This is a genomic window from Nocardia sp. Tas62D01 (assembly GCF_055232035.1).
Genome location: NZ_JBUYUZ010000001.1, coordinates 308169 through 332600 on the forward strand (window position 1 = coordinate 308169; position 24432 = coordinate 332600).

At 66.9% G+C, this 24432-nt stretch carries 21 protein-coding genes; 7 read left to right on the top strand and 14 right to left on the bottom strand.

Going from position 1 to position 24432, the window contains the following annotated elements; genetic code table 11:
- Positions 1–7: 7 nt before the first annotated feature.
- From ACV7NQ_RS01640 to ACV7NQ_RS01650, 3 genes are all read right to left on the bottom strand, one after another.
- Positions 8–499, bottom strand: a complete 492-nt coding sequence (locus ACV7NQ_RS01640) for a GtrA family protein (protein ID WP_463357953.1) — start codon at positions 497–499, stop codon at positions 8–10.
- Positions 496–2709 (bottom strand): hypothetical protein, encoded by a 2214-nt coding sequence (locus ACV7NQ_RS01645; RefSeq protein ID WP_463365492.1) that lies wholly within the window; start codon positions 2707–2709, stop codon positions 496–498. The genes ACV7NQ_RS01640 and ACV7NQ_RS01645 overlap by 4 nt, the downstream gene beginning before the upstream one ends.
- A gap of 147 nt (positions 2710–2856) precedes the next feature.
- A complete protein-coding gene (locus tag ACV7NQ_RS01650) occupies positions 2857–5097 on the bottom strand; it encodes a hypothetical protein (RefSeq protein WP_463357954.1) in 2241 nt (746 codons plus the stop codon).
- A gap of 172 nt (positions 5098–5269) precedes the next feature.
- Between ACV7NQ_RS01650 and ACV7NQ_RS01655 the strand changes: the two genes are divergently transcribed.
- On the top strand, positions 5270–6355 hold the full coding sequence (locus ACV7NQ_RS01655) for a glycosyltransferase (protein WP_463357955.1): 1086 nt from the start codon (positions 5270–5272) through the stop codon (positions 6353–6355).
- Positions 6352–7491 (top strand): dTDP-4-amino-4,6-dideoxygalactose transaminase, encoded by a 1140-nt coding sequence (rffA, locus tag ACV7NQ_RS01660; protein WP_463357956.1) that lies wholly within the window; start codon positions 6352–6354, stop codon positions 7489–7491. Before ACV7NQ_RS01655 ends, rffA begins: the two co-directional genes overlap by 4 nt.
- Position 7492: 1 nt before the next feature.
- Here the strand turns inward: rffA and ACV7NQ_RS01665 are convergent, their stop codons facing one another.
- Together ACV7NQ_RS01665 and ACV7NQ_RS01670 are read right to left on the bottom strand one after the other, a co-directional pair.
- Positions 7493–8092 (bottom strand): class I SAM-dependent methyltransferase, encoded by a 600-nt coding sequence (locus tag ACV7NQ_RS01665; RefSeq protein ID WP_463357957.1) that lies wholly within the window; start codon positions 8090–8092, stop codon positions 7493–7495.
- 175 nt (positions 8093–8267) lie between these two features.
- The gene (locus tag ACV7NQ_RS01670) at positions 8268–11216 is read right to left on the bottom strand and encodes an acyl-CoA synthetase (RefSeq protein WP_463357958.1); all 2949 of its coding nucleotides are present in this window, start codon (positions 11214–11216) and stop codon (positions 8268–8270) included.
- Positions 11217–11552: 336 nt separating this feature from the next.
- Here ACV7NQ_RS01670 and idi point away from each other — a divergent pair, with 336 nt between their 5' ends.
- Together idi and ACV7NQ_RS01680 are read left to right on the top strand one after the other, a co-directional pair.
- Positions 11553–12131, top strand: a complete 579-nt coding sequence (idi, locus tag ACV7NQ_RS01675) for an isopentenyl-diphosphate Delta-isomerase (protein WP_463357959.1) — start codon at positions 11553–11555, stop codon at positions 12129–12131.
- 219 nt (positions 12132–12350) lie between these two features.
- Positions 12351–12701, top strand: a complete 351-nt coding sequence (locus ACV7NQ_RS01680; RefSeq protein WP_463357960.1) for a hypothetical protein — start codon at positions 12351–12353, stop codon at positions 12699–12701.
- On the opposite strand, the gene ACV7NQ_RS01685 is transcribed toward ACV7NQ_RS01680, so the two are convergent.
- From ACV7NQ_RS01685 to ACV7NQ_RS01695, 3 genes are all read right to left on the bottom strand, one after another.
- Positions 12702–13499 (bottom strand): aspartate/glutamate racemase family protein, encoded by a 798-nt coding sequence (locus tag ACV7NQ_RS01685; RefSeq protein ID WP_463357961.1) that lies wholly within the window; start codon positions 13497–13499, stop codon positions 12702–12704. It lies immediately after the preceding gene.
- The gene (locus ACV7NQ_RS01690; RefSeq protein ID WP_463357962.1) at positions 13499–14998 is read right to left on the bottom strand and encodes an NCS1 family nucleobase:cation symporter-1; all 1500 of its coding nucleotides are present in this window, start codon (positions 14996–14998) and stop codon (positions 13499–13501) included. The genes ACV7NQ_RS01685 and ACV7NQ_RS01690 overlap by 1 nt, the downstream gene beginning before the upstream one ends.
- A gap of 86 nt (positions 14999–15084) precedes the next feature.
- A complete protein-coding gene (locus ACV7NQ_RS01695) occupies positions 15085–15807 on the bottom strand; it encodes a GntR family transcriptional regulator (protein WP_463357963.1) in 723 nt (240 codons plus the stop codon).
- Positions 15808–15953: 146 nt separating this feature from the next.
- On the opposite strand from ACV7NQ_RS01695, the gene ACV7NQ_RS01700 reads away from it, so the two are divergent.
- Entirely contained in the window at positions 15954–17126 is a 1173-nt protein-coding gene (locus ACV7NQ_RS01700; RefSeq protein WP_463357964.1) for a serine hydrolase domain-containing protein, read from the top strand.
- On the opposite strand, the gene ACV7NQ_RS01705 is transcribed toward ACV7NQ_RS01700, so the two are convergent.
- The gene (locus tag ACV7NQ_RS01705; protein ID WP_463357965.1) at positions 17056–17292 is read right to left on the bottom strand and encodes a helix-turn-helix domain-containing protein; all 237 of its coding nucleotides are present in this window, start codon (positions 17290–17292) and stop codon (positions 17056–17058) included. The two genes, ACV7NQ_RS01700 and ACV7NQ_RS01705, sit on opposite strands and share 71 nt — an antisense overlap.
- A 72-nt stretch (positions 17293–17364) precedes the next feature.
- On the opposite strand from ACV7NQ_RS01705, the gene ilvA reads away from it, so the two are divergent.
- The gene (gene ilvA / locus ACV7NQ_RS01710; RefSeq protein ID WP_463357966.1) at positions 17365–18594 is read left to right on the top strand and encodes a threonine ammonia-lyase; all 1230 of its coding nucleotides are present in this window, start codon (positions 17365–17367) and stop codon (positions 18592–18594) included.
- A 66-nt stretch (positions 18595–18660) separates the two neighbouring features.
- Here ilvA and ACV7NQ_RS01715 read toward each other — a convergent pair whose 3' ends face one another.
- Both ACV7NQ_RS01715 and ACV7NQ_RS01720 read right to left on the bottom strand, forming a co-directional pair.
- Positions 18661–19257, bottom strand: a complete 597-nt coding sequence (locus ACV7NQ_RS01715; RefSeq protein WP_463357967.1) for an ATP-binding cassette domain-containing protein — start codon at positions 19255–19257, stop codon at positions 18661–18663.
- A gap of 202 nt (positions 19258–19459) precedes the next feature.
- Positions 19460–19783, bottom strand: coding sequence for a DMT family transporter (locus ACV7NQ_RS01720; protein ID WP_463357968.1), 324 nt, complete (start codon positions 19781–19783; stop codon positions 19460–19462).
- Between the two features lie 228 nt (positions 19784–20011).
- Here ACV7NQ_RS01720 and ACV7NQ_RS01725 point away from each other — a divergent pair, with 228 nt between their 5' ends.
- Positions 20012–20674 carry a hypothetical protein gene (locus ACV7NQ_RS01725; RefSeq protein ID WP_463357969.1) on the top strand — a complete coding sequence of 221 codons (663 nt, stop codon included), beginning with the start codon at positions 20012–20014 and terminating at the stop codon, positions 20672–20674.
- A gap of 12 nt (positions 20675–20686) precedes the next feature.
- Here ACV7NQ_RS01725 and argH read toward each other — a convergent pair whose 3' ends face one another.
- The 3 genes from argH to ACV7NQ_RS01740 are packed head-to-tail and all read right to left on the bottom strand — an operon-like array spanning position 20687 to position 24266.
- Positions 20687–22108: an argininosuccinate lyase gene (gene argH / locus ACV7NQ_RS01730; RefSeq protein WP_463357970.1), complete on the bottom strand. Its 1422-nt coding sequence runs from the start codon at positions 22106–22108 to the stop codon at positions 20687–20689.
- Positions 22105–23019 carry an SAM-dependent methyltransferase gene (locus tag ACV7NQ_RS01735; protein WP_463357971.1) on the bottom strand — a complete coding sequence of 305 codons (915 nt, stop codon included), beginning with the start codon at positions 23017–23019 and terminating at the stop codon, positions 22105–22107. Before ACV7NQ_RS01735 ends, argH begins: the two co-directional genes overlap by 4 nt.
- Positions 23020–23063: 44 nt before the next feature.
- Complete coding sequence (locus tag ACV7NQ_RS01740) at positions 23064–24266, bottom strand: argininosuccinate synthase (protein WP_463357972.1); 1203 nt, start codon at positions 24264–24266, stop codon at positions 23064–23066.
- Between the last annotated feature and the right edge of the window lie 166 nt (positions 24267–24432).

The following is a 24432-nucleotide window of genomic DNA, read 5'->3' on the forward strand; positions in this document are numbered from 1 at the left end:
CCGGCCCCTACAACCGCTCCGCACCGGAACCGGCCGACGGCGCCGCCGGTTCGCGCCGGAACGAGATGTAGCGATGGCCGAAAAAACTGGCAACGGCGACCAGCCCCATCACGACGACCGCCGAGGGCTTATCCGGGAAGCCGAGCACCGAGACGGCCAGTTCCAACAGCACGATATTCAGCAGCAGCCCACCGGAATTCACCGCGACGAAGCGCAGGAAATCGCGCATCACGTGGCCGCGCACCCGGAACACCAGCGTGCGGTGCAGTACGAACGCGATCACGATGCTGATGCCGTACGCGGCGACCACCGCGACCGACGGCGGCACATCCGGACCGAGTACCGAAAGCCACGCCACCGTCAGCGCCATACCCAAGGCGGTATTGAAGCCGCCGACCACGGCGAACGCGAGCTCCTGCCTGCGCACCAGGCGCAGCAGCGGTCCGGGATCCTCGGTTCCCGTCGCTCCCGCGTGGACCACGGGCTCCCCCGCGCTCACCGGATCGCGCCTGCCAGGTCGGGTTCCGGCGCAGGGCTGTCCGCCGCCGCCGGTGTGCCACCGCCTGGCTCGTCGTCACGACGTCGGCCACGCAGGTACATCCATTGCAGCGCGCCCGCCCCGAGCAATCCGAGCAGCACAGCGCCACCGCCGAGCTTCCAACCTGGCGGACGCCAGGTCAGCTCCAGATCGGCGTTCTTGGTGCCTGCCGGAATATCGACGGCAACAAAGGTTTTCGCGACCAGGTCCAATGGGATCTCGCGACCGTTCAGTGTCGCCCGGTAGCCGGGCCAGCCAAGCCGCGCGAAGACGACCCGCCCGCCCTGTTCCGAGCTTATCCGCACCCGACTGGTCGCCTCCGACTCCGAGACCGACGTCGCGGTGCCGCCCGTGACGTCAGCGACGCGCCCGTTCTGGGTGGACAGCAGCCCGCCCTCGCGCTCGAGCACGGCGATGTATTTCTCGTGCCCTGGGTAGTCGACCCACTTCCAGCCGGGCGGTGCGGGCTGGTTGCGCGCATCTGGATACAGCGCCTTCTGCAACACCACCCGATCGACCTTCATCAGGTCCACGATGGTCTTGCCGGTGGTCGGCTCGGAGGCGAAAGCCCTGCGGTAGGCGTCGGGGCAGACACTGGTGTCCCACCGCATGCAGAGCATCTCGCCGAACCAGAAGTGGCCGTTGGGCGTGTAGCCGCTGACATAGGTCAGCTCCAGATCCTTGGCGTAGTTGCCGAAGACCAGTGATCCGTAGGCACCCTGCAGGGTGCGCTCGCCCGGCTGGATCAGGCCGCGGTCCGCGAGTTGCAGTGTGGTGCCAGCGAAATCAGGGAAGGCGGCCTTCATGTCGGAGCGTTTCTCCGGCAGGTTCCAGCTCATCGGCGTCGGCTGCGCCGCATGCACCTGCAGGAACGCGATCGGAAACACCGAGACGATGATCAGCGCACAGGCCGCGGCCTTGCCGCGGTGCAGACCGAGCCACACCACAGCTGCTCCGAGGGCCGCAATGCCGAGCGCCGCGACCACATGCCACACCACCTCGCGCGGCGCCGCCGAGAACGACCGCAACCACAGCAGCCCGATCAGCACCGCCGCCGCGATCCCGCGCCTGCGCCAGTCGGCGAAGGTGGCGTAACGCCCGAGCAGCACGCACACCAGCACCAGCAGACCGAGAGCAAGCATCGGCAGCACCCGGGCGGGCCAGCGCAGCGGGCCGATGGTGCCGGGGCCCGCGGTCCACATCAGCGCCATGACCGCGACCAGTGCGATGGCGGTGAACTCGCGCCAGTTCTCGCGTGCCTTGCGCCAGTCGATGAAGGCAAGCGCCGGGATCAGGAACCAGGCGATGTAGACCACCGGCATCGGCTGCACATAACCCCACCAGGAGCTGTAGGCCGGCAGCGTGCTCGGCAGGCTGGCGTTAAGCGACTCCGACCACGGCACGGTCAGGAACTGGTCGTTATTGATCTGCGCGGTCCCGCGCCAGGTCACCTTCGCCGAGAGCGCGCTCGGCAGGTAGGTCGCCACCCCGGCCAGCGCCGCGCAACCCGCCATCGCGAGCAGCCGCACCGACGGCTGCCACTTGCGCTGGTAGACCACCTCACCGACAGCGACGGCACCGATCATCAGACCGGCCTCGACGGCAGGGAAGATGTACTGCACCGAGATCGCGAGGTACAGGAAGACGAAGGTCGGGATCGGCCCGCTGCGCCCCCGCGCGTACCGCACACCGCAGGCCCAGGCGTGCACGAGCCACGCGGTGCCGGTGAGCGCGGTGTACCAGCTGGCCTCGTCGAAGAACAGCAGCCACCCGGTGAAAGGAATCGAGATGCCCGCGACCGCGGCCCACGGCAGTTCGGCGCCGTATTCCAGGCAGATTCGGTACACGCCGAGCCCGAGGATGATCGCGAAGATCAGCTTGATCACCGTGGTGTAGAGCGCGACGTTGTCCACCGAGGGCGCGATCAGATCGATCAGCAGCTGCGGCGGATTCAGCAGGCCCGCCTCTTCGATGGTGTAGTTGCCCGCCATCCAGTGCTCGGGGACCATCGTGGGGAACCGGCCGTCGCGCAGCTGGCGACCGAGCATTACCCACAGCGGCGCATACTGCGACTCGCTGTCGTCGGTATAGAAATGCCGGACGTTGGCCAACAGGACCGCGACGTATCCCGCAATCACCCCGAGTGCGGTAATGAGACCCCACTTGTACACGTCCCGCCGGGCGGGGGCGCTACTTTCCACCACGAGTTCCAGACCCTACAGCCCGCCACGACGAAGACCGGCATGCGCACCAAAAGCCGGCCGCTTCCCGCACCGGCGCAGGCGCGCCCATCGGCGTCACCGGATACAGATCAGCGATCATGAAACAACGTCCGCCAGTTCACGTTCGGGCTCACCGTCTTCGCGGTCGCCGACCGACGCCTCGGCGTCACGGCGCCGCGACCGCACATACAACCACTGCAGCACACCGATGCCGAGCACACCGGCCGCCATCGTCGCGATGCCGATCTTCCAGCCAGGCGGGCGCCAAGTCAGTACCAGTTCGGCGTTCTTGGTGCCTGCCGGAATATCCACGGCGACGAAGCTTTTCGCGACCACCTTGATCGGGATCGACTCGCCGTTCAGGGTGCCCCGGTAGCCCGGCCAGCCGAGGCGCGCGAACACCACGCGACCGCCATCGGCCGAGGACACCCGCACCCGGCTGGTGGTGTCGGTCTCGGAGACCGATGTCGCCGTCGCGTTCTTCGCGTCAGCGACCCGGCCGTTCACCGTCGAAATCGGGCCGTCCACCCGCTCGAGCACCGAGATGTAGCGCTCGTGGCCGGGGTAGTCCACCCACTTCCAGCCCTCCGGCGCGGGCTGGTTGCGTGCATCCGGGAACAGGGCGCGCTGCAGGACCACGCGGTCCAGCTTCATCAGATCGACCAGCGGTCGCCCGGTGGTCGGCTCCGGTGCGAACATCCTGCGGTAGGCATCCGGGCAGACGCTGCTGTCCCAGCGCATGCAGAGCAGCTCGCCGAAGTAGAAATGGCCCGTCGGCGTGTAGCCGTTGACGTAGGACAGGTCCAGCGACTTGGCGTAGTTACCGAAAACCAGGGAACCGTAAGCGCCTTCGAGACTCTTGTCCTGCGGCTGCAGCAACCCGCGCTCGGCGAGCTGGATGGTGTTTCCTGGGAAGTCCGGGAACGCGGCCGCCGCCTCCGAGCGGTTGGTCGGCAGATTCCACGTCATCGGGGTCGGCTGGGCCGCCCTGACCTGGATGTAGGCGATCGGGAACATCGCGACGATGGTCAGCGCACAAGCCGCGGCCACCCCCTTGGTGCGATCCAGCCACACCACCCCGGCACCGAGCGCGGCGATCGCGACGGCCGCAACCACATGCCTGATCACTTGGTGCGGATCGGCCGAGAAGGACCGCACCCACAGCAGCCCGATCAGCACCCCCGCTGCGATACCGCGACTCTTCAGATCCCGGACCGTGCCGTAGCGCCCGAGCAGCACGCACACCAGCACCAGCAGCCCGATGGCGAGCATCGGCAGCACCCGCACCGGCCAGCGCAGTGGACCGATCGAACCCGGTCCCGCGGCCCACATCAGCATCAGGACCGAGAACACCGCCACGGCGCTGAGCTCCCGCCAGCCTTCTTTGGCCCGCCGCCAGTCGATGAACGCCAGCGCCGGAATCAGGAACCAGGCGATATAGGTGACCGGCATCGGCTGCACGTAACCCCACCAGGAGGTGAAGGCGGGCATCGCACTCGGCAGGCTGGCGTTCAGCGACTCCGACCACGGCACCGTCAGGAACTGGTCGTTGATGATCTGCGAGGTACCACGCCAGGTCACCTTCGCCGACAGCATGCTTGGCAGGAAGGTCAGCAGGCCCGCGAGACCGGCGCAGGCTCCCGCGACGGTCAGCCGAGCCACCGGCTGCCATTTGCGTTGGTGGACAAGCTCGCCCACCGCCACGGCGAACAGCATGATCGCCGCCTCCACCGCGGGGAAGATGTACTGCGTGGAGATGGTCAGGTACAGGAAGACGAACACCGGAATCGGCCCACCCGTGCCCCGCGTGTAGCGCACCGACGACGCCCACGCGTGCACCAGCCACGCGGTGCCGGTGAGCGCGGTCATCCAGCTGGCCTCGTCGAAGAAGAGGAAGAAACCGGAGAGCGGGAAGGCGATGCCCGCCGCCGCCGACCACGCGGGCCGACCGCCGTAGGCCAGGCAGATCCGATACACCCCGAGCGCGGCGATGACGGCGAAGATCAGTTTAACGACGGTCGCGTACAACGCCATGTTGTCGACTGACGGCGCGATCAGATCGATCAGCAGCTGCGGCGGGTTGAACAGCCCCGCGTCGTCCATCGTGTTGTTGCCCGACATCCACCGCTCGGGCACCAGCACCGGGAAGGTCCCGTCACGCAAAGACCGCCCGAGGCCGATCCATAATCCGGTGTACTGGGATTCGGTATCGTCGGTATAGAAGTGCCTGACGTTGGCAAGTAGGACCGCGATATACCCCGCGACCGCCCCGATCGCGGTGATGGCTCCCCATCGGTATATGTCTCGCCGCGAATCGAGTACTGCACTGTCCGTCACGAGTTCCAGACCCTACCGTGCGCTGTCACGCTTGGCATGGACGTGATGATGTTGGCGTGATGCGCAGCTCCGGAAGCCGAAACCCGCACCGTGCTAAAGTTCTGGGCGGCTCGGGCCCTGCTGTCCAGCGGGGAGTACCGGCACGCACCGTAAGCGAAAGTCGATCCAGCTGATGCCGATTCCCACTACTTCCACGCCCCGCACCGATGCCGTCGCGCCGAACGGCCGACCCGACGCGGGCCACGCACACACGGTGTCCGTCGTCGTACCGGTCTACCGGGGCGAGGACACCATCGGCGGACTGGTCGCCGAATTGCACAAGCTGACCGTCCCCACCGAGACGCCAGGCGGCGCCACCTTCGCGATCGACGAGATCATCCTGGTGCACGACCACGGACCCGACCGGTCCGATCTGGTGCTGCAGGAGCTGGAGCAGACCTACCCAGAGGTGCGCACCGTCTGGCTCAGCCGGAACTTCGGCCAGGACGCCGCGACGATCGCGGGCATGTCGGCGGCCGGCGGCCGCTGGATCGTCACCATGGACGAGGACGGCCAGCACGATCCCCGATTCATCAGCACCTTCCTGGACGCCGCCCTTGCCGAGCGCGCCGATCTGGTCTACTCCAGGCCGACCAACACCCGTCCGCACGGTTTCCTGCGCAACCTCACCTCGCGCGGCGCAAAGATCGTGCTCGCGACGGCGTTCGCGTTCCCGGATTCCACCCGGTTCGAAAGCTACCGGCTGATCCGCGGCGCCATCGGTCGCCAACTCGCCGAAGTCGCCTCCAACGGTGTCTACCTCGATGTCGCGCTGACCTGGGTCGTCGGCACGGTCGCCCAGGTGCCGGTGGAGCTGCGCGCGGAGGGCCGAGAGAAGTCCGGCTACAACTACCGGCGCCTGTTCTCGCTGTTCTGGAAGATGGTGCTGTGCAGCGGAACTCGCGGCCTGCGGCTGGTCAGCCTGCTCGGCGTCACGCTGGCGCTAGCCGGTGGCGTAATGGCCGCGTTCGTCGTCTACGAGGCCCTCACCGCCGAGAACTGGGCGCCCGAGGGCTGGGCCTCGATCATGGTGGTGCTGCTGTTGGTGTCGGGCGCGACGTTGTTCTCACTCGGCCTCATCGCCGAATACCTCGGGGTGGCCTTGCATATCCTCGTCGGTAAACCGCTCTACCTGACCGTCGATACACCGACGCCGCGCCCGGCGGATATCCGGGGAACTGTCCACGACCGCCGCCAGCAGGGGGACCGACCAGCTTGAGCACTGATCGCGTCATCTTCAGCCGCCCGTTCCGGGCACGCCGCGAATTGGCCAATCTGGAGGCCGTGCTCGCCTCCGATCACAGCCACGGCGACGGGCAGTTCACCGCCGCCGCCACCGCGAAGCTGAAGACCATCACCGCCGCGCCGCACGCGCTGCTGACCACCTCGTGCACCTCCGCGCTGGAAATGGCGGGCCTGCTGCTCGAGCTGGGCCCCGACGACGAAGTGATCGTGCCGAGCTTCGCGTTCACCTCCACCGCGACCGCGATGGCACTGCGCGGGGCCACCTGCGTCTTCGCCGACATCGACCCGGAGACCGGCAATCTGGACCCGGAGTCGGTCGCATCGGCGGTCACCGAGCGGACCAAGGCCGTTGTCGTCATCCACTACGGCGGCGTCGCCGCCGACATGGACCGCCTGCTAGCCCTGGCCAACGCCCACGGTTTCGCCATCGTGGAGGACAACGCGCACGGCCTCGGCGCCAGCTGGCGCGGGCGCCCGCTCGGCACCATCGGCGGCCTCGGCACCCTCAGCTTCCACGACACCAAGAACGTGCACTGCGGCGAGGGCGGCGCGCTGCTGCTCACCGACGAGATCCTGATGGCGCGCGCCGAGATCATCCGGGAGAAGGGCACCGACCGCGCCCGCTTCCTGCGCGGCGCCGTGGACAAGTACTCCTGGCAGGACATCGGCTCCAGCTATCTACCCAGCGAGCTGAACGCGGCGGTACTGGACGCGCAGCTGGACGAGTTCGACACCATCCAGGCCGGACGGCACCGGGTATGGGACGCCTACGCCGCCGCGCTGCCGGAGTGGGCCCGCCACAACGACGTTCGCCTGATGACCGTGCCCGACGATCGCGCACACACCGCGCACCTGTACTACCTGCGCACGCCTACCGAGGAACGCCGCGACGACCTGATCGCGCATCTCGGCGCACGCGGCATCTCGGCCCCGTTCCACTACGTGCCGCTGGATTCCAGCCCGGCCGGGCTCAAGCTCGGCCGCACCACGCAGCCGTGTGTGCGCAGCGCCGAGTTCTCCGGAACCATCGTGCGCCTGCCGCTGTGGCCCGATCTGACCGACGCGCAGGTGGCCCGCGTCGTCGATGCCGTCACGGCGTTCACGGTCTGACTCACGCCGAGAGGACGAACAGCTTCTCTCGGCCGCCCGCGATCAGCGAACGCTGCACCACCCGCGATTCATAGCCGAAGAAGAACTCGTCCAGGGTCGCCTCGGTGAATCGATGCGCCTGTGCGCCGTCGCCCGCGTCGGTGAAGCGCTTGCCGATCGCGGCGAGTACACGGTTGTCACTCGACGCCAGATTCCGGATCGGCTCCGCGATGATCACCTGCTTGCCCGCCGCGGCCAGCATTCGATCGATCAGCGGCTCTGGCTCGGGCAGGAAGTGGTAGAGGCTGGCCTGCATGACGAGATAGTCGGCTTCCGGCAGCGGGGCGTCGGAGTGCAGGTCCCGAACCTCACCGCGGCCGCCCGCCTTGACCACTCGGGCGATGAAACGCTCGTTGAGATCGAGGCCCGTGTAGCGAATAGATCTACCGCGCAGATAGCGGGAGTACAGCGTGGCAGGCCCACAACACACGTCGACCACGCTGGCGCCGTCGGGAACGATTCCGGCGATGGCACGGTACCGAGCGCCGTAGTGCCGGCCGTACAGCCCACACATTGCCAGCTCGTAGACGAATCGGTTGCGATAGATAAGGCTCGTACCCACGGTTTCCTTGCGCAGTTCCGGTTAGCTTCGGCCGCTATGTCGGATGCTACGGCGAAAACCGGCGGAGCACACGCGACCATCGCCGAAGTGCGGTGAATCCATTCTGAATCCGGTAGGACGACAACGCAATTCGGCTCCCGCCCGAGTTTCCCGAGCGGGGCCGGGTTCGTCTTCGTCAGTCGCCGAGCACCTCGGAGGCATCCGCCTCGGTGAGCACCTCGTAGGACTCCGAAACCCGGTTGTACCACCAGGTGTCGGGGCCGGGCTCGGGCCGACCGGCCGCCTGCACGGCGCGGGTGGACGGGCGGTAGGACGAGCTGCGCGGGATCTCGTCCACCACGTACACCAGGTCGGGCCGCTGGTGGTGATCGAGCACCTGCAGCGCCTCGGTCACGTCCTTCGGCTCGAGCCGGAAGCCTACGCGGACACTGACCGCCGCCACCGCGAGGCAGCGCTCCCCGACATCGAGCCCGTAGGCGACCTCCATGTCGACCGCGGTGATGTCGTTGAGCGCATCGACGATCGGCTGGGTGTACACCGGCCCGCGCGCGGTGCGGATCACCGTGTCCGTGCGGTCGGCCAGCCAGTAGTCACCGTCGCTGTCGCGGCGGAACAGGTTCTCCGTCGGCATCCAGGCGTCGCCCGCGGTGAATACGCCGCGCAGGCCGCCGTCGGAGAGATCGACGCCGTCAGAGGCCTTGCCGATCAGCAGGCCCACCTCGTTGTCCGCGCACCGGCGGGCGAAACCGGATTCGTCCACCAGGATCTGCTCGGTGATCGGGTCGTAGGCGACCAGTTCCACCTTGGCGGTGCCCGGCACCGGCCTGCCCTTGCAGCCCGCCTTCGCGCCGGTCACGTTGGCCAGCACCACATCTCCCTCGATGGAGGCGTAGAACTCCAGCACCCGGGCGGGTTCGAATTGTTCGGTGGTGCGCCGCCACAGACCTGCGGGCATGCCGGAGCCGATAAACAGGCGGATCGGGTGCCGGTGCCCGGCCGGGAACACCTCGGCGTCGAGGATGTCGCGCAGCATGGTCCAGGTGTAGGTCACCACGGTGACGCCGTAGCGGTGCACCTCCTCGGCGAACCGCGCCGGATCCAGTGATCTGGCCAGTGCGATCCGGCTGCCGCCCGCGATCGCGCCGCCGAGGCTCACCAGCAAACCGGACGAATGATGCAGCGGGGCAAGGCAGTACACCGTGTCCTTGCGGTCCAGGTCGGCCGAGGTAGCGGTGCCGAACGCGGACAGCGCCCAGCGATGATTGGTGATGTACTTCGTCTCCAGCCGGTCGCCGGTGCCGGTCACCAGGACGAAGGCCAGTTCGCGCGCCAGGCCGGGGTTCGGCCGGTACCACGCGGGCAGCCGCACCTGGCTGGGATCGATCTGTTCGAGGTCGATCACATTGTCGCTCTGCGGGATATCGAGTCCACGCGCGTCGCCGCCGCCGAGCACCAGCACCCGGGTGCCGGTGGCCGCCGCGGTCCGCAGGTTCTCCGGATCGGCCACCAAGGTCTTGATGCCGGTGAGTTCGATCGCCCGTTCCAGCTCGCTGCCAGGGGCGAGCAGCACCGCGACCGCACCGAGCCGCGAGAGCGCGGCGACGGTCGCCAGTGCGCTCGGCCGCGTCTCCATGACGACGCCGACCCGCATCGCGGGCCGGACACCGACCGAAACGAGGCCGCGCACCACGTTATCGATCCGAACGTTGACCGCCGCGTTGGTGTGTACGCGATCGTCGAACAGGAACAGGTCGCGCAGCGGCGCCCGCTGCGCCTGCTCGGCCAGCAACCCCCCCAGGGAAACTCGGGTGTGCGGCTGGATCATGCCGAGCCGGGTCAGTCGCGGCAGCGCCCGCGCCGCCTCGCCGATCAGCTCGACCGAGCCGCGCACGGTGTTGTTCGCGATCCCCTCCAGCGCCTTGCCCACGCTCGCACCGGCTTCGGCCAGTGTGCCGACGGTGTGCACCACCCGGGTGGTCGCCGAGTGCTGCCGATTGGTCGGGACATGCTCGGCCATCGGCGCGATCTCGGGGGGCAGCGGCTGATCGCCGACCATCCAATCGATCCACTGCCGCACCAGCGGCCAGGTGTGGTTGGTGGCTGTACTGCCCGCGACGAGACCGAAATGTCCTGCCACCAAACTGGCTTCGTACACCTCGGCGTTGGGCGCGGCCCGCACGATGCCACGCACCGCGGCGGGCTGGCCGATATCGTCGACTTCGCCGACGAACGCCAGAATTGGGCACTTCAGTTCGGCCAGCGAGATCGGCTGATCGCGGATCACGAAGCCGCCCAACATCATCCGGTTGTGCACCACGAACTGCTTGAGCAGGTCGGCGGCCGCAGGACCCGCGTAACCGACCCAGCCGTCGCTGTTGAGGAACCGGCGCTGACGCTCCTTGGGCAGCAATGCCTCCCGGTCGTGCAACTGACGCAGGAAGTCGATCCTCGACTTCGCGGTCTTCACCGGGTCGAGCATTTGAAAGCCGAGACGCACCATGGAATCGGTGATCGGCAGCCGGGTGACGACATGGTCGGCCACGAATTCCGCGACCTCCGACACCATGCCGTACGGGAGCCCGAAGGGCATGCCCGCGACCACGTCGACCGGGCTGCCGAAGGTGACGATGCTGGCGACACCCTTGCCGTACCGGTAGGCGGTGGTCTGGTAGGCGAACATGCCGCCCTGCGAATAGCCCATCAGATGCACGTTGCTGCCGGTCGCTTCACAGACGGTGTCGATCGCGCTGTTGACCGCGAGCACGTGATCGGCCAGATCCCGCTCCCAGCCGCCCTCTTCGCTCGCGGGTGAGCCGAAATCGACCACCCAGCAATCGACTCCGCCGCGATGCAGAATGCCGACCGCACCGTCCTCGGCGTTGACATCCCAGATGTCGGCGTTCACCATCAGCGGCGGCACCAGCACCGCGACCGGGCGGCCCGGCGTCGCATCGTCGGGGAAGTAGTGGCGCAGCCGATACATCCGTCTGCGTTCGACGACCTCGAACGGGGACGACTCGACATCGTGGGTCAGCCCGCCGAAGCGGATGACCTCGAGGCCGTTCTGGGCAGTCGCCATCAACCGCTGTACCGACCCGACCATATCCTTCGCACTGAACTTCACGATCGCTCCCAGCCCTACCAAGAAACGTGACACATATCACACACCTCGACGTGTTCAGACGCGCTTTCCACATCGTGTCTCCATTATGAGTCGCCTGAGGACTCGCCTCCTATCGAACGACCCGCCGCACGTGCGATCCCGATTCGGCTCGTCCGTCCCAGCGGCCTCGGCGCGGCGGCGCTGCTTCTTGCGCCGCCCGTAGCGGAGCCGAGCCTCCCGGCAACCGAACCACCCGATTCGACAAGAGCAGGCGCCGCGTCGGAACCGCCCGATCTGCCGACTTCCGATCTAGAACCGCTCAGACCAGCGACGGGATCGGCCCGATAAGGTGGGCAGGTGACCGACACGCTGGCCCAGCCGTTGACCGACCGCGAGGCGCTGCCCGTCGAACTCGTCGACGAGGAAGGCCACGCGGTCGGCGCGTGCCCCGTCGCGCAGGCCCATCAGGCACCAGGTCTGCTGCACCGAGCCTTCTCGGTGCTGCTGTTCGACGACACGGGCCGGGTGCTGCTGCAGCAACGGGCCGCGGTGAAGACGCGGTTCCCGATGCTGTGGGCCAACACCTGCTGCGGCCACCCCGCACCCGGCGAACCGGTGGCTGCGGCCGCGGCGGTGCGTCTCGCTGAGGAGCTAGGGCTGGCCACCACCCTCACCGAGGTCGGTATCTTCCGCTACCGGGCGCAGGACCCCGCCACCGGCCGCGTCGAACACGAATGGGACCACGTGCTCATCGGCCTCCTGGACACCGGAGCGCCACGCCCCGACCCCGCCGAGGTCGCCGACTGCGCCTGGATCCAGCCCGAAGCGCTGCGCGACGCCATCGCCGACGATCCGGCCGGCTACACCCCGTGGCTGGCCGCCGTGCTCGACATCGCCGAGGAGGCGCACTACCCCACTGGCAGGTGGTCCCGCTGACCCGTCCGACGCCAGTACGCACACCGGATCCGACACAGCCACCGATTATCTCCGGTGTATCGATAGATGCGCATATCTAAATAGACGCATGTAGACTGGAGCGACGCTCGTCACACTGCACAAAACCTTCGAGAACTCACAGGAACGGCACAGGCTATGGCCAGGGGCGCCTCGGATCCTTGGCTGAGTACGAGCAGGTGGCAATCAGTGAGGTGCACGATGGTCGAAGTCGAAGTCACGGATACGACGGTGACGGTTCATGTCCTCGGCGGGCACCGGCTCCTGGCACTGCGCGAGCAGTTCAGCTTCGATCTCTCCGATATCAAGGAGATCACCCCCGCCCCGGTCGACCTGCGCCCACCGTGGGTGCGCGCACCGGGGACGTTCTTTCCCGGCGTGATCGCAGCGGGTACCTATCGCGGCAGGCGCCGAAAGGAATTCTGGGACACCAGGTTCGACGGCCAAGCGATCCGCATCGATCTAGAGGGGCCAGGATTCACCCGAGTCGTCGTGGATGTCGCCGACCCCGGTGCCGCAATGCAGGCACTGGCCTCCGCCGCCGCGGCCTGATCACGAGCCGAACGACCGGAGCAATCCGGTGTACCGCTTGGCCGGTGGCGTCGCGAGCTCTCCCCTACCCGACTTGTGCAGGCCCATGCTGAGCAGTGACTGCACAGTCAGGGTCGCGGCGGCGACGCCATCGATGACGGGAACGCCGATCTCCGCGCGAATGTCGTTGCACAGGTCCGCCATTCCCGCACAGCCGAGCACGATCGCGTCGGAGCCGTCCGCCTCGACGGCCTCACGGCATGCCTCTGTGACGATCTTGCGTGCGTCCAGGTCCGTGTCCAGCGCGAGCACCGGAATCTCGCACGCGTGGATGCCGCGGCAGAACCGTTGCATCCCATAGCGTTCCGCCAGATCAGCAGCGCGACCGATGGTTCGACCGAGCGTGGTGACCACACTGAAGCCGCGGCCGAGGTGACTGGCGGTATGCATCGCCGCCTCCGCGATCCCGAGCACCGGTCCACGGGCCAGTTCCCTGGCCGCGTCGAGGCCGGGATCTCCGAAGCAGGCGATCACATAGCCGTCGACGCCCTCCTGTTCGCCGCGCTGGATCGCGGCGAGAATGCCTGGGACGCTGAGGGCTTCGTCGTAATGGCTTTCGATCGAGACCGGACCCATTTCGGCGGTCACCGCGTCGAGCAGTGTGCCCGGGCCCGCGACGGCCTTGGCACACTGCTCGATCGTCTCGGTCATTGCCCGCGTGGTGTTCGGGTTGACGACCCGGATGCGCGGCTGCCTCGCCTTCGCTCGGCCCGGCGCAAGGCTGTAGACGGACTCCGTCCGGCTGCGTCGCACAGGCATCAGGCAGAATCCCCCTTCACTGCCAACCTGGTTCGCGTGGCCAGCAGGTAGTAGACGGCGAAGCCGAGGCCACAGCCGATGAACCAGCTGTATTGGGCCGCGGTGTACATGCCGGTGGCATCCTTCGCGAGCACCGGAATCACCGCGACGACGGCGCCGACGGCCGTGGCGATGATCGCGGCCGGGTTGTAACCCTTGCTGTACCAGTAGGTTCCGTCCTTCGACATCGTGAACAGGTCATCGACGATGACTTTCTGCTTGCGCACCAGGTAGTAGTCGGCGATGAGCACGCCGAACAGCGGGCCGATGAAGGCGCCGAGCACCTCGAGGGTGTAGTGGATGACCTCCGGGTTGTTGTAGAGATTCCACGGCGTGATCACGATCGAGCCGACTGCGGCGATCATGCCGCCGGCACGCCAGCTGATCTTCTGCGGGCTCACGTGCGAGAAGTCGAACGCCGGGGAGATGAAGTTCGCGACGATATTGATGCCGATGGTGGCGACGGTAAAGGTCAACGCGCCCAGCACAATCGCGGAGGTGCTGTCGATGCGGGCAACGGTCGCTACCGGATCGGTGATCAGCTCGCCGTAGACCGGCACGGTCAGCGAAGCGGTGATAACCACAAGCAGCGAGAACAGCAGGAAGTTGACCGGAAGGCCGAGCAGATTGCCACGCCGCACCGCCGTGAAACTCTTGCCGTAGCGGGAGAAGTCGCCGAAGTTCAGCATCGGGCCGGAGAAGTACGACACGACCAGCGCGATAGCGCCGAGCATCACCGGGACCGATGCCCAGCCCGTGTACTTCACATCACCCAGTTTCAGGTCGATGGCGCCCCAACCGGCTTTGGCGATGAGGTAGCCGCAGAGCAGGAACATCACGGCATAGACTGCGGGACCGCAGAAGTCGATGAACTTGCGAATGGATTCCATGCCGCGCCAGAACACGCATGCCTGCACCACCCACAGCAGCAGGTAGCTGCCCCAACCGAGCAGCGAAAGGCCGAGGAAGCCATAGTCCCCGACGACCGCATACGGTGCCAGCCCCGGAAAGAGTTTCACCAGAACCACATCCAGCGCCGCGGAAGCGAGGAACGTCTGGATGCCGTACCAGGCAACGGCGATCAAGCCGCGGATGATGGCGGGAATATTCGCACCGAGCACGCCGAATGCGCTGCGGCACATCACCGGATACGGCACCCCCGTCGCCTGGCTCGGCTTGGCCACCAGGTTGCAGAAGAAGTAGACGATCGTGATGCCGATCAGCAGTGCCGCGAGCACCTGCCAGCTGGCCAGGCCGAGGGCGAACAGACTGCCCGCGGTGACATAGCCGCCGACGCTGTGCACGTCCGACATCCAGAACGCGAAGATGTTGTAGGAGCCCCAGTTCTGCTTACGCAGCGGGGCGAGGTCCTCGTTGGTCAGTCGCGGATCGTAGGCGGGAGCGGCAGGCGCCGTGGCCGCGGGCGGCGCCGCGTTCGCGGTGGTAAGCGTTCCGGTCATGGTGTTCCCCATCCGAAGGTGAAACTTGTGATCGAAACGACGGTAGAAACCGCGCATTGCCCGTGCATTGCGCAGTTATTGCCCGACTATTGCACGGCAGATATATCTTCCGGAGCCAGCAACCCGGTGTCGGTGGGCAGCGTCGCGATTACCGTCTCCAGCCTCCGGTGATGCCGTTCGGCGACCAGCAGCAGGCGATCCACGTCGCGGGCAAGGAAAGCATCGAGCATCAGGGCGTGGTCGGTGTGCAGGCGCACCCGGTCGCCACGGCCGATGTGCACCATCGACTGCACGGGCTCGGTGACATTCCACGCCGATTCCAGCATGTGCAACAACCGGAACATCCGCGACGGCCTCGTCAGCGCGACGTGGAAGAGGCGGGACTGGCGATGGTAGGCGGCCGGTTCGTCGTCCCGAATCGCTTGTTCCAGCAGGGTATTCACTGCGAGCAGATCCGCGCGATCGGCATCCGAGGCATTCAGGGCCGCCGCCGCGAGCGACGCCGTTTCCAATGTTTCCCGCACGATGTACATTTCGCGCAGCTCGTTGGCGGTGAGTTGGGCCACCATGTATCCGCCATGCGGCTGATGGGTGACCAGGCCCTCCCCCAGCAGCGTCTTGAGCGCCTCGCGCACCGGGATATGGCTGACCCCGAACAATTCGGCCACCTCACGCAGCGGAATCACCGTGCAGGGTGGCACGGCCCCGTCGAGGATCACCCGGCGTAGTTCGCCGAGGATGATCTGTGGCCTGCCGGGCTCGTCGACAACCAATCTCGCCAGCAGGGCCGAACGTCTCCGTGGAGGCATGTCGACCACCGTAGGCGAGCTGTGTTGCATTTTCGGTCCCTGATGTGACGACCAGGAAAATGCACTCTCAGACAGTTTCGGCCGTCGGATCCGGGAATTCCTCCTGTCATACGCTGTATGGATCCCCAGAACGACAAGGATCAACGATGACCACCCTGCCGACTACGCAAACCGTCGATCGACGCTTCGTGCGGCTGGTCGCCGAATTCGACCGGCTGTTTCGGCGGCCGTCCGACGGTGGCGGCGCGCTCGTCGTCTACCAGCACGGCGAACCGGTCGTCGACGTGTGGGCCGGATTCGCCCACCCCGGCGTGCCGTGGGAGCACGACACGATGGCGATGGCGTACTCCACCGGTAAGGGCGTCGCCTCGACGCTGCTGCATCGTCTTGCCGAGCGCGGGCTACTGCACTACGACGAACCCGTCGCCAGCTATTGGCCCGAATTCGCCGCTGCCGGTAAGGAACTCATCACCGTCCGCGAGCTTCTCACCCATCGGGCCGGGCTGCACCGGCTGCGTGGTCTGCTCTCGGGTCCGGTGGATCGGTTCCTCGACGACGCCGCGGTCACCGCGGCTTTAGCCGCCGCCACACCCGACCCACGACACCTCGTCACCAGCGGCTATCACGGAATCACCTTCGGCCACTTGGTCGCCGAACTGGTGCGCCGGATCAGCGGCTCGACATTCACCGACGCGCTGCGCACCGAGATCGCCGAACCGCTTGCCGCCGACGATCTTTGGTTCCGGGTACCGCAATCCGAGCGCGCCCGCATCGCCACCAACTTCCCTCGACTCACCGTCGCGGGCCTCGACTGGGACAGCGGCGCCCGGCTGATGGCCAGAACCAGATTCTCCGCCGCCGCCGACACCACCCCCGCGGGTTTCGCCAATCTGGTTTCCGATCCGCGCCTACACGATTCGGTCATGCCCGGCGTCAACGGCGTCTTCTCCGCACGCTCGCTGGCCCGCATGTACAGCGCTCTCGCCAACGGCGGGAAGCTCGATGGCTTCCGGCTACTGCGACCCGAAGCCATCGCACAGATCACCCAACGCCAAGTCTTCACCCCCGATTACGTCCTCGCCTTCCGCATCCCCTGGGCGCTCGGCTACCACGGCGTCCCCATGAAACCCTCCAAAGCCGACCCCGTCTCCGCCTATGGCCACTTCGGCCTAGGCGGCTCCGGCGCCTTCGCCGACCCCACCACCGCCATGTCCCTCGCCTTCATCACCAACCGCCTCGGCGGCAAACTCACCCCTCTGGGCGACGCCCGCTTGGCCCGCCTCGGCACCCTCGCCCACAACCTCGCCAAAAGCGCCTGATTACCCGGCTTCCTGGAGTGGATGAAACCTGCACGCTGAGCCTTAAGTGCAGCGCTTCCGCCAACCGTTCCAGCATGGGAATGGTCGGCATAGTGCTGCCCGCTTCGAACCGCGCGACCGCGGGTAGCTCGAGCCCGGCCCGCTCGCCGAGTTCGGCCTGCGTCATGCCGAGTTCCGCCCGGGGATCACTTCACCCTTCTGAGGACAGATCGCGTGGTTCGGGAGTGCGGCTGGCAGCATGGCTGTGATGGATGTGGTCGGGATGGAGCGGATCGAGGCGGCGGTGGGACTGTTGGGGGCGGTGATTCGGCGGACGCCGGTGGTGGCTTCGCGAGTGTTGTCCGAGCGGACCGGTCATGAGGTGCGGCTGAAGTGTGAGAACTTGCAGCGGACGGGGTCGTTCAAGCCGCGCGGGGCGTACAACCGGATCGCGAATCTGGCGCCGGAGGATCGGGCCAACGGCGTGGTCGCGGCGAGTGCGGGCAATCATGCGCAGGGTGTGGCGTGGGCGGCTTCGTCACTGGGGATCGAGTCGACGGTGTTCATGCCGGTGGGGGCATCACTGCCGAAGCTGGCGGCCACCAAGGCATACGGTGCGCGGGTGCGGCAGGTGGGCAAAACCATCGATGAGGCGTTGGATGCGGCCGTGGAGTTCGCGGAGCGCACCGGGGCCATCCTGATCCATCCGTTCGATCATCCGGACATCGTGGCCGGGCAGGCAACGGTGGGGCTGGAGATCCTGGAACAACTGCCCGATGTCGGGACGGTGATCGTGCCGACCGGTGGTGGCGGACTGCTGGCCGGTGTCGCCGTCGCGCTGCACCATCTGGCTCCTAATGTCCGGGTGATCGGGGTGCAGGCGGCCGACGCTGCGGCCTGGCCGGATTCGCTGGCGGCGGGCAAGCCGGTGCGAGCGGCCCGGATGTCGACGATGGCCGACGGCATCGCGGTCGGGCTGCCCGGGCAGGTGCCGTTCATGCATGTTGCCGAGCACGTGTCCACCATGCTGACCGTCGGCGAAGACGCGCTGTCCAAGGCGCTGCTGCTGTGTTTGGAACGCGCGAAGCTCATCGTCGAACCGGCAGGGGCGGCAGCGGTCGCGGCGCTGATGAGTTGCGATCCGGACGAACTCGGGCTCGAGGGCCCGGTGTGTGCGATCCTGTCCGGCGGCAATATCGACCCACTGCTGTTGACCAGGCTGATCGGCCACGGGTTGAGCGCTGCGGGCCGCTATCTCGCTGTGCGCGTGACGATCTCGGATCGACCCGGTGGATTGAGCAGTCTGCTCGGGGTGGTCGGCAAAACAGGTGCGAGCGTGGTCGATGTCGCGCATTCCCGCACCGGCACCTGGCTTGCCGTGGACGAGGTCGAAGTGGCATTGACCCTGGAGAGCCGCGGTCCGGACCATCGCGACGACGTCCTGGCCGCGCTCAATGACGCCGGTTATGTTGTCCGCGTCGAGGATTAGCGTGGTTTCGTTCGGACGTAGGCCGACCGTTCTGCACAAGGTCGGCACGTCCTATCCGACTGTCGCTCAGCACTTCCGCTTGTAGAAGTACTTCGACACCACCCGGCTGGCCCACATCACCGCCCTGGCCACGGCCACGCTCTGCCGCTGCCCACCCGATAGCGAGCCGATCGGCACGTCGGCACTCTGCAGGGTGACGCCTAGTCGCCGAAAGTCTTCGACCGCTTGGCTTCTCATGGCCGGTTTGTCCAGCATGCCGAGCCTGCCCGCAAGTCCCCGCCGGAGCAGTTCGCGGCCGAGGAACAGGTTGGCGGCCGGGTCGAGATCGGGGGCTACCGCGAGATCCTGGTACACGGTTTCCACGCCGAGTTTTCGTGCGGCCGTTGGAGTACTCAGCACCACGGGTTTGCCGTCGAGCACGATGCTGCCGGAGTCCGGTTGCTCCGCGCCCGAAAGACATTGGACGAGAGTCGATTTGCCCGCGCCATTGTCCCCGATCAGTGCGACGACCTCACCGGCCTTGGCTTGAAAGTTCGCACCCCGCAACGCCTCCACGCTGCCGTAGTGCTTGACCAGACCGGCAGCCTCCAACACCATGACGGCATCGCCGGTCTTTCCCGCTGCCTGCTTCCCCGCGGCCTTGGCATCATCGCCCGAGGTCATGGGGTACATCCGCGTGGACTCAGCTGAGCAAACGTCCAGTCCATCGGCCGATGTTACGTTCGCCGCCATGCCGCCCGGGACGTATTCGGCAAAATGCAGAGGGCGCAATGCCACTGCCCTCGACAGCCCCCACGGGGTCACCTACCGGCCGATTTCGGACGGTTCATAGTCCCCCGCAGCGAATCTCGGGCGGATCACCGCATCAGTGTTCGCCGCCGAGTTCCAGCGCCAGCACACCGAGGATCACCAGACCGATGCCACCGATCTGAACCAAGGTCAACCGCTCATCCAAGAACAGCACACCGATGATCGCGATCGCCGCGACACCGACGGCCGACCAGATGCCGTAGGCGACACCGATAGTCATCCCCCGCTTCAGCGCCTGCGACAGGAAGAAGAAGGCGGCGCTGTAGCCGATGACCACGATGATCGACGGGACAAGCTTGCTGAAGCCGTCGGAGATCTTCAACGAAACGGTCGCGGTCACCTCGGACGCAATGGCCAGAGCCAACAGCAGCAAGGTCATGGGCCGTAGTTTAACCGTGTGATACCGCCATACCCCGACGCCTGATGCAAGGGACACCGGCGAACACCTCTATACAACCGGCTTGCCGAAATCCTCGTGTCTCGACCGCGGCAGTGTGTGGTAACCAATTCTTAAGCGGACACAAAGGTGACGCCCGCAGCATGGCAAGCACGCTGCAGGGCCAATCATCAAGGGCTGCGGCGATGGTCGGCGTGGAAGGGGTGAGCAGTGGAACTGATCGTGGTCGGCTGCGTGCTGCTGGGAGTGGTGATGATCGGACTGCTGGTCGTGGTGGTGCCGCTGTCGATTCGCGCCGAGCGGGCTCGCAAAGAGGCGCTGTGGCGATGGGCGACCGCGCACGGCTGGACATTCGTGGAGTCCTCGCGGCCGCCCTGGGCATCGCGGTTGCCCAGCGGCCACCACGGCCGGGTCGGCGTGACATTGACCGGGATGCTCGGCGGCCGCTGGGTCACCGTGGCGGACTACTCGTACCAGACGACATCGACGGTTGCGGATTCGACAACGACCACAATCCACCGATTCATCGTGGTGCTGGTGCAGCTGGACCGGCCGCATACGCCGGTTGCCGTGGTCGGTCGCGGCCTGGTGTCACAGCTGGGCCGCGCGTTGTTCGGTGACCGGCCGACCGCGACCGGCAACGGGATGTTCGATTCCCAGTTCCGGATCACTGCCGCCGACCCGAAATACGCAGGCTGGCTGGTGGGTCCGCCACTGATCGCCGCGCACATCGCCGGAGCGGTCCCGCAGTGGAGCGTCGTCGGGACGGAACTGCTCACCTACAAAGCCACATCGCATCAACTCAGCGACCCGAGCTCGATCCCCTGGCTCGCCGCGCCGTTACTGCATGTGGCAGACCTATTGGGCCGCTGAGGATTTCGCGACTCACGCCAACCAGTCGCACAATCCTCCTACCGCGCTGCGGATCTCGTCGAGCTGTGCCGCGACCTGCACGCCTGCGGTACCGCCACGCGCGTTGCGGGAAGCGATGGAGCCCTGCACCGTCAGCACTTCACGCACCTGCGGGGTCAGCGCCGGGTCGACGGCGGCGAATTCCTCGTCGGTGAGTTCGTCAAGGCCGACGCCGCGGGACTCGGCGGCGCGCACGCATGCACCGGCGGCCTCATGCGCGACACGGAACGGAACGCCTTGGCGGACCAGCCACTCGGCGATATCCGTAGCGAGGGTGAAACCGGCAGGGGCGAGTTCGGCCATGCGATCGGTGTGGAAGGTCAGGGTGGAGACCAAGCCCGCTATCGCGGGCAGCAACAGTTCGAGTTGCGCGACCGAGTCGAACAGGGGTTCCTTGTCCTCCTGCAGGTCTCGGTTATAGGCCAGCGGTTGCGCTTTCAGGGTGGCCAGCAGGCCGGTGAGGTTGCCGATGAGGCGACCGGCCTTGCCGCGGGTGAGTTCGGAGACGTCCGGGTTCTTCTTCTGCGGCATGATCGACGAGCCGGTGGACCAGGCGTCCGCGAGGGTGGTATAACCGAATTCCGGTGTGCTCCAGATGATGACCTCTTCGGCCATCCTGCTCAGGTCGACGCCGATCATCGCTAGCACGAAAGCGGCCTCGGCGGCGAAGTCACGCGAGGAGGTAGCGTCGATCGAATTAGCCGCGGACGCATCGAAATCCAGTTCGGCCGCGATCGCCTCCGGATCCAGTCCGAGCGATGAGCCGGCCAGCGCGCCGGAACCATAGGGCGACACCGCCGCTCGTTTGTCGAAGTCCCGCAGCCGGTCGATATCGCGCAGCAGCGGATGCGCGTGCGCCAGCAGATGATGCGCGAGCAGCACCGGCTGCGCGGCCTGCAGATGTGTCTTGCCGGGCATCACCGCGTCGGGGTGCGCCGCTGCCTGGCCGACCAGCGCGTCGACTACCTCGAGCAGACCGGCCGCGACCCGGCGGACGGCGTCGCGCAGCCACATCCGAAACAGCGTGGCCACCTGATCATTTCGGGAGCGTCCGGCCCGCAGCCGACCGCCGAGCTCGGTGCCGACCCGTTCGATCAGCCCGCGTTCCAGCGCACCGTGCACGTCCTCGTCGGACTCCGCCGGGGTGTATGCGCCCGAATCCACTTCCGCCGCAAGCTGATCCAGGCCCGCGAGCATGGCGGCGAGGTCGGACTCCGACAGCAGCCCGGCCTTGTGCAGCACGCGCGCATGCGCCTTCGATGCGCGAATGTCGTAGGGGGCGAGCACCCAGTCGAAGTGCGTCGACTTGCTGAGCGCGGCCATTGCCGCGGCCGGACCGGACGCGAAACGTCCACCCCAGAGCGCCCCTTCGTTGGTGCTGCCGCTCTGCGTCATCGTGCGCTGTCTCCTCGGGGTCGGATTGCGGTCATCAGTGTGTGCCTGCTCATTTCGTCGGCGATCGGCCCGGGCACCGCGCGGCCGCGGGCGCGCAGCACGGTCATCGGGTCGGTCCTGCTGGCCGTCCAGCCGTGTGCGCCGAACCAGTCGACCGGATTGCTGCGACCCTCGCTCGAATACCACAGGCTCTGCACATCGACCTCGATACCGAACGCGGCCATCATCTTGGCGCGCGTGTCATCCAGCTTTTTCGACTCCGGCGTCGGGTCGCCCGCCAGGTTGGACGCGAACCGGCTGCCCGGCACGCACAGGTCGACGACGTTCTGGAAGAGCCGGTCCTGGGCGTCAGCCGGGAGGTAGCGCAGCAGCCCCTCGGCGAGCCAGGCCGTCGGGGCCGTCGCGTCGAACCCGTTGACCCGCAACGCCGCAGGCCAGTCATGGCGTAGATCTACCGCAATGGCACAACGATCCGCGACGGGCTGGTGCGCCGCCAGCGCGGTCGCCTTGAACTCCAACACCTTCGGCTGATCCAGCTCGAACACCGTGGTGCCGACCGGCCAGCCGAGCCGGTAGGCCCTGGCGTCCAAACCCGCGGCCAGGATGACGATCTGCCGGATGCCGTCGGCCGCGGCGGCCTCGAAGTAGTCGTCGAAGTAGCAAGTCCGCGCGACCATGAAACTGGTCATCGGGCTGTAGACCCGCGCGATCGTTTCATCGACATCGCGGAGATCGCCGCGCACGAGCTTGTCCCACGCGGGCAGACCGACCGCACTCACCAGCGGTTCGGCGAACGGGTCACGGAACAGTGCGTCGTCGCGACGGGTTTCGGCCGCCCGCATGGCCGCGACACCGAGCGCGGTGGCGCCCACGCTCGTCGCGATATCCCAGCTGTCGTCGTCGGTCCGCATAGCGCTCCCTTCGGGCCGGTGCGCACGCACCGACCCGTTCGAGGCTACTTCTGGTTCAGATCGCGCCGCGCCGCGACCTTGGAGGACAGGCCGTGGATCTGCACGAAGCCCTTCGCCAGGGACTGGTCGAAGGTGTCGCCCTCGTCGTAGGTGGCCAGGTTGAAGTCGTAGAGCGACTGCTCGGAGCGGCGACCGTTGACCACGACGGAACCGCCGTGCAGCACCATCCGGATGTCGCCGGAGACGTGCTCCTGGGTCTCGCCGACGAAGGCGTCGAGGGCGCGCTTGAGCGGGGAGTACCACAGGCCGTCGTAGACCAGCTCGCTCCAGCGCTGCTCGACCTGCCGCTTGTAGCGGCCGAGCTCGCGCTCGACGGTGACGGCCTCGAGCTCTTGGTGCGCGGTGATCAGCGCGATGGCGCCGGGCGCCTCGTAGATCTCGCGGCTCTTGATGCCGACGAGGCGATCCTCGACCATGTCGAGGCGACCGACGCCCTGACGTCCGGCGCGATGGTTCAACTCGACGATGGCCTCGAGCACGGTGACCAGGCGGCCGTCGATGGCGACCGGGACACCCTTGTCGAAGGTGACGATGAGCTCGTCGGGCGCCTCGAAGTTGACCGTCGGGTCGGCGGTGTAGTCGTAGACGTCTTTGGTCGGCGCGTTCCACAGGTCTTCCAGGAAGCCGGTTTCCACCGCGCGCCCGAATACGTTCTGGTCGATGGAGAACGGCGACTTCTTGGTGACGTTGATCGGCAGCGAGTTCTCCTCGGCAAAGGCGATGGCCTTCTCCCGGGTCCACGCGTAGTCACGGACCGGCGCAATCACGTTCAGGTCGGGCGCAAGCGCGCCGATGCCGACCTCGAAGCGCACCTGGTCGTTGCCCTTGCCGGTGCAGCCGTGTGCGACGGTGCTCGCGCCATGGAACTTGGCGGCCTCGACGAGGTGCTTGACGATGAGCGGGCGGCTGATTGCCGACACCAGCGGGTAACGGCCCATGTACAGCGCGTTGGCCTGGATGGTCGGCAGGCAGTAGTCGGTGGCGAACTCGTCCTGAGCATCGACCACGATCGCCTCGACGGCGCCGCAGTCGATCGCTCGCTGGCGCACCACGTTCATGTCCTCGCCGCCTTGGCCCAGGTCGATGGCGACAGCCACCACCTCGGCACCGGTCTCCTTGGCGATCCAGCTGATCGCGACGGAGGTGTCCAGCCCACCGGAATAGGCGAGTACGACGCGTTCGGACATGGTCTGTGTGCTCCTCGGGTTCGTGCTTATCTGTGGTCTTGCGCCCGCATCGGCAGGCGCGCAGTTCGGGGCCGGGCCCACGTCCCGGCAGCTGCACCGTTTCTACAAATGATTATGCACGACGATGCAAGCCCATTCATAACCGGGTATGGTTCGGCCCGGAGCA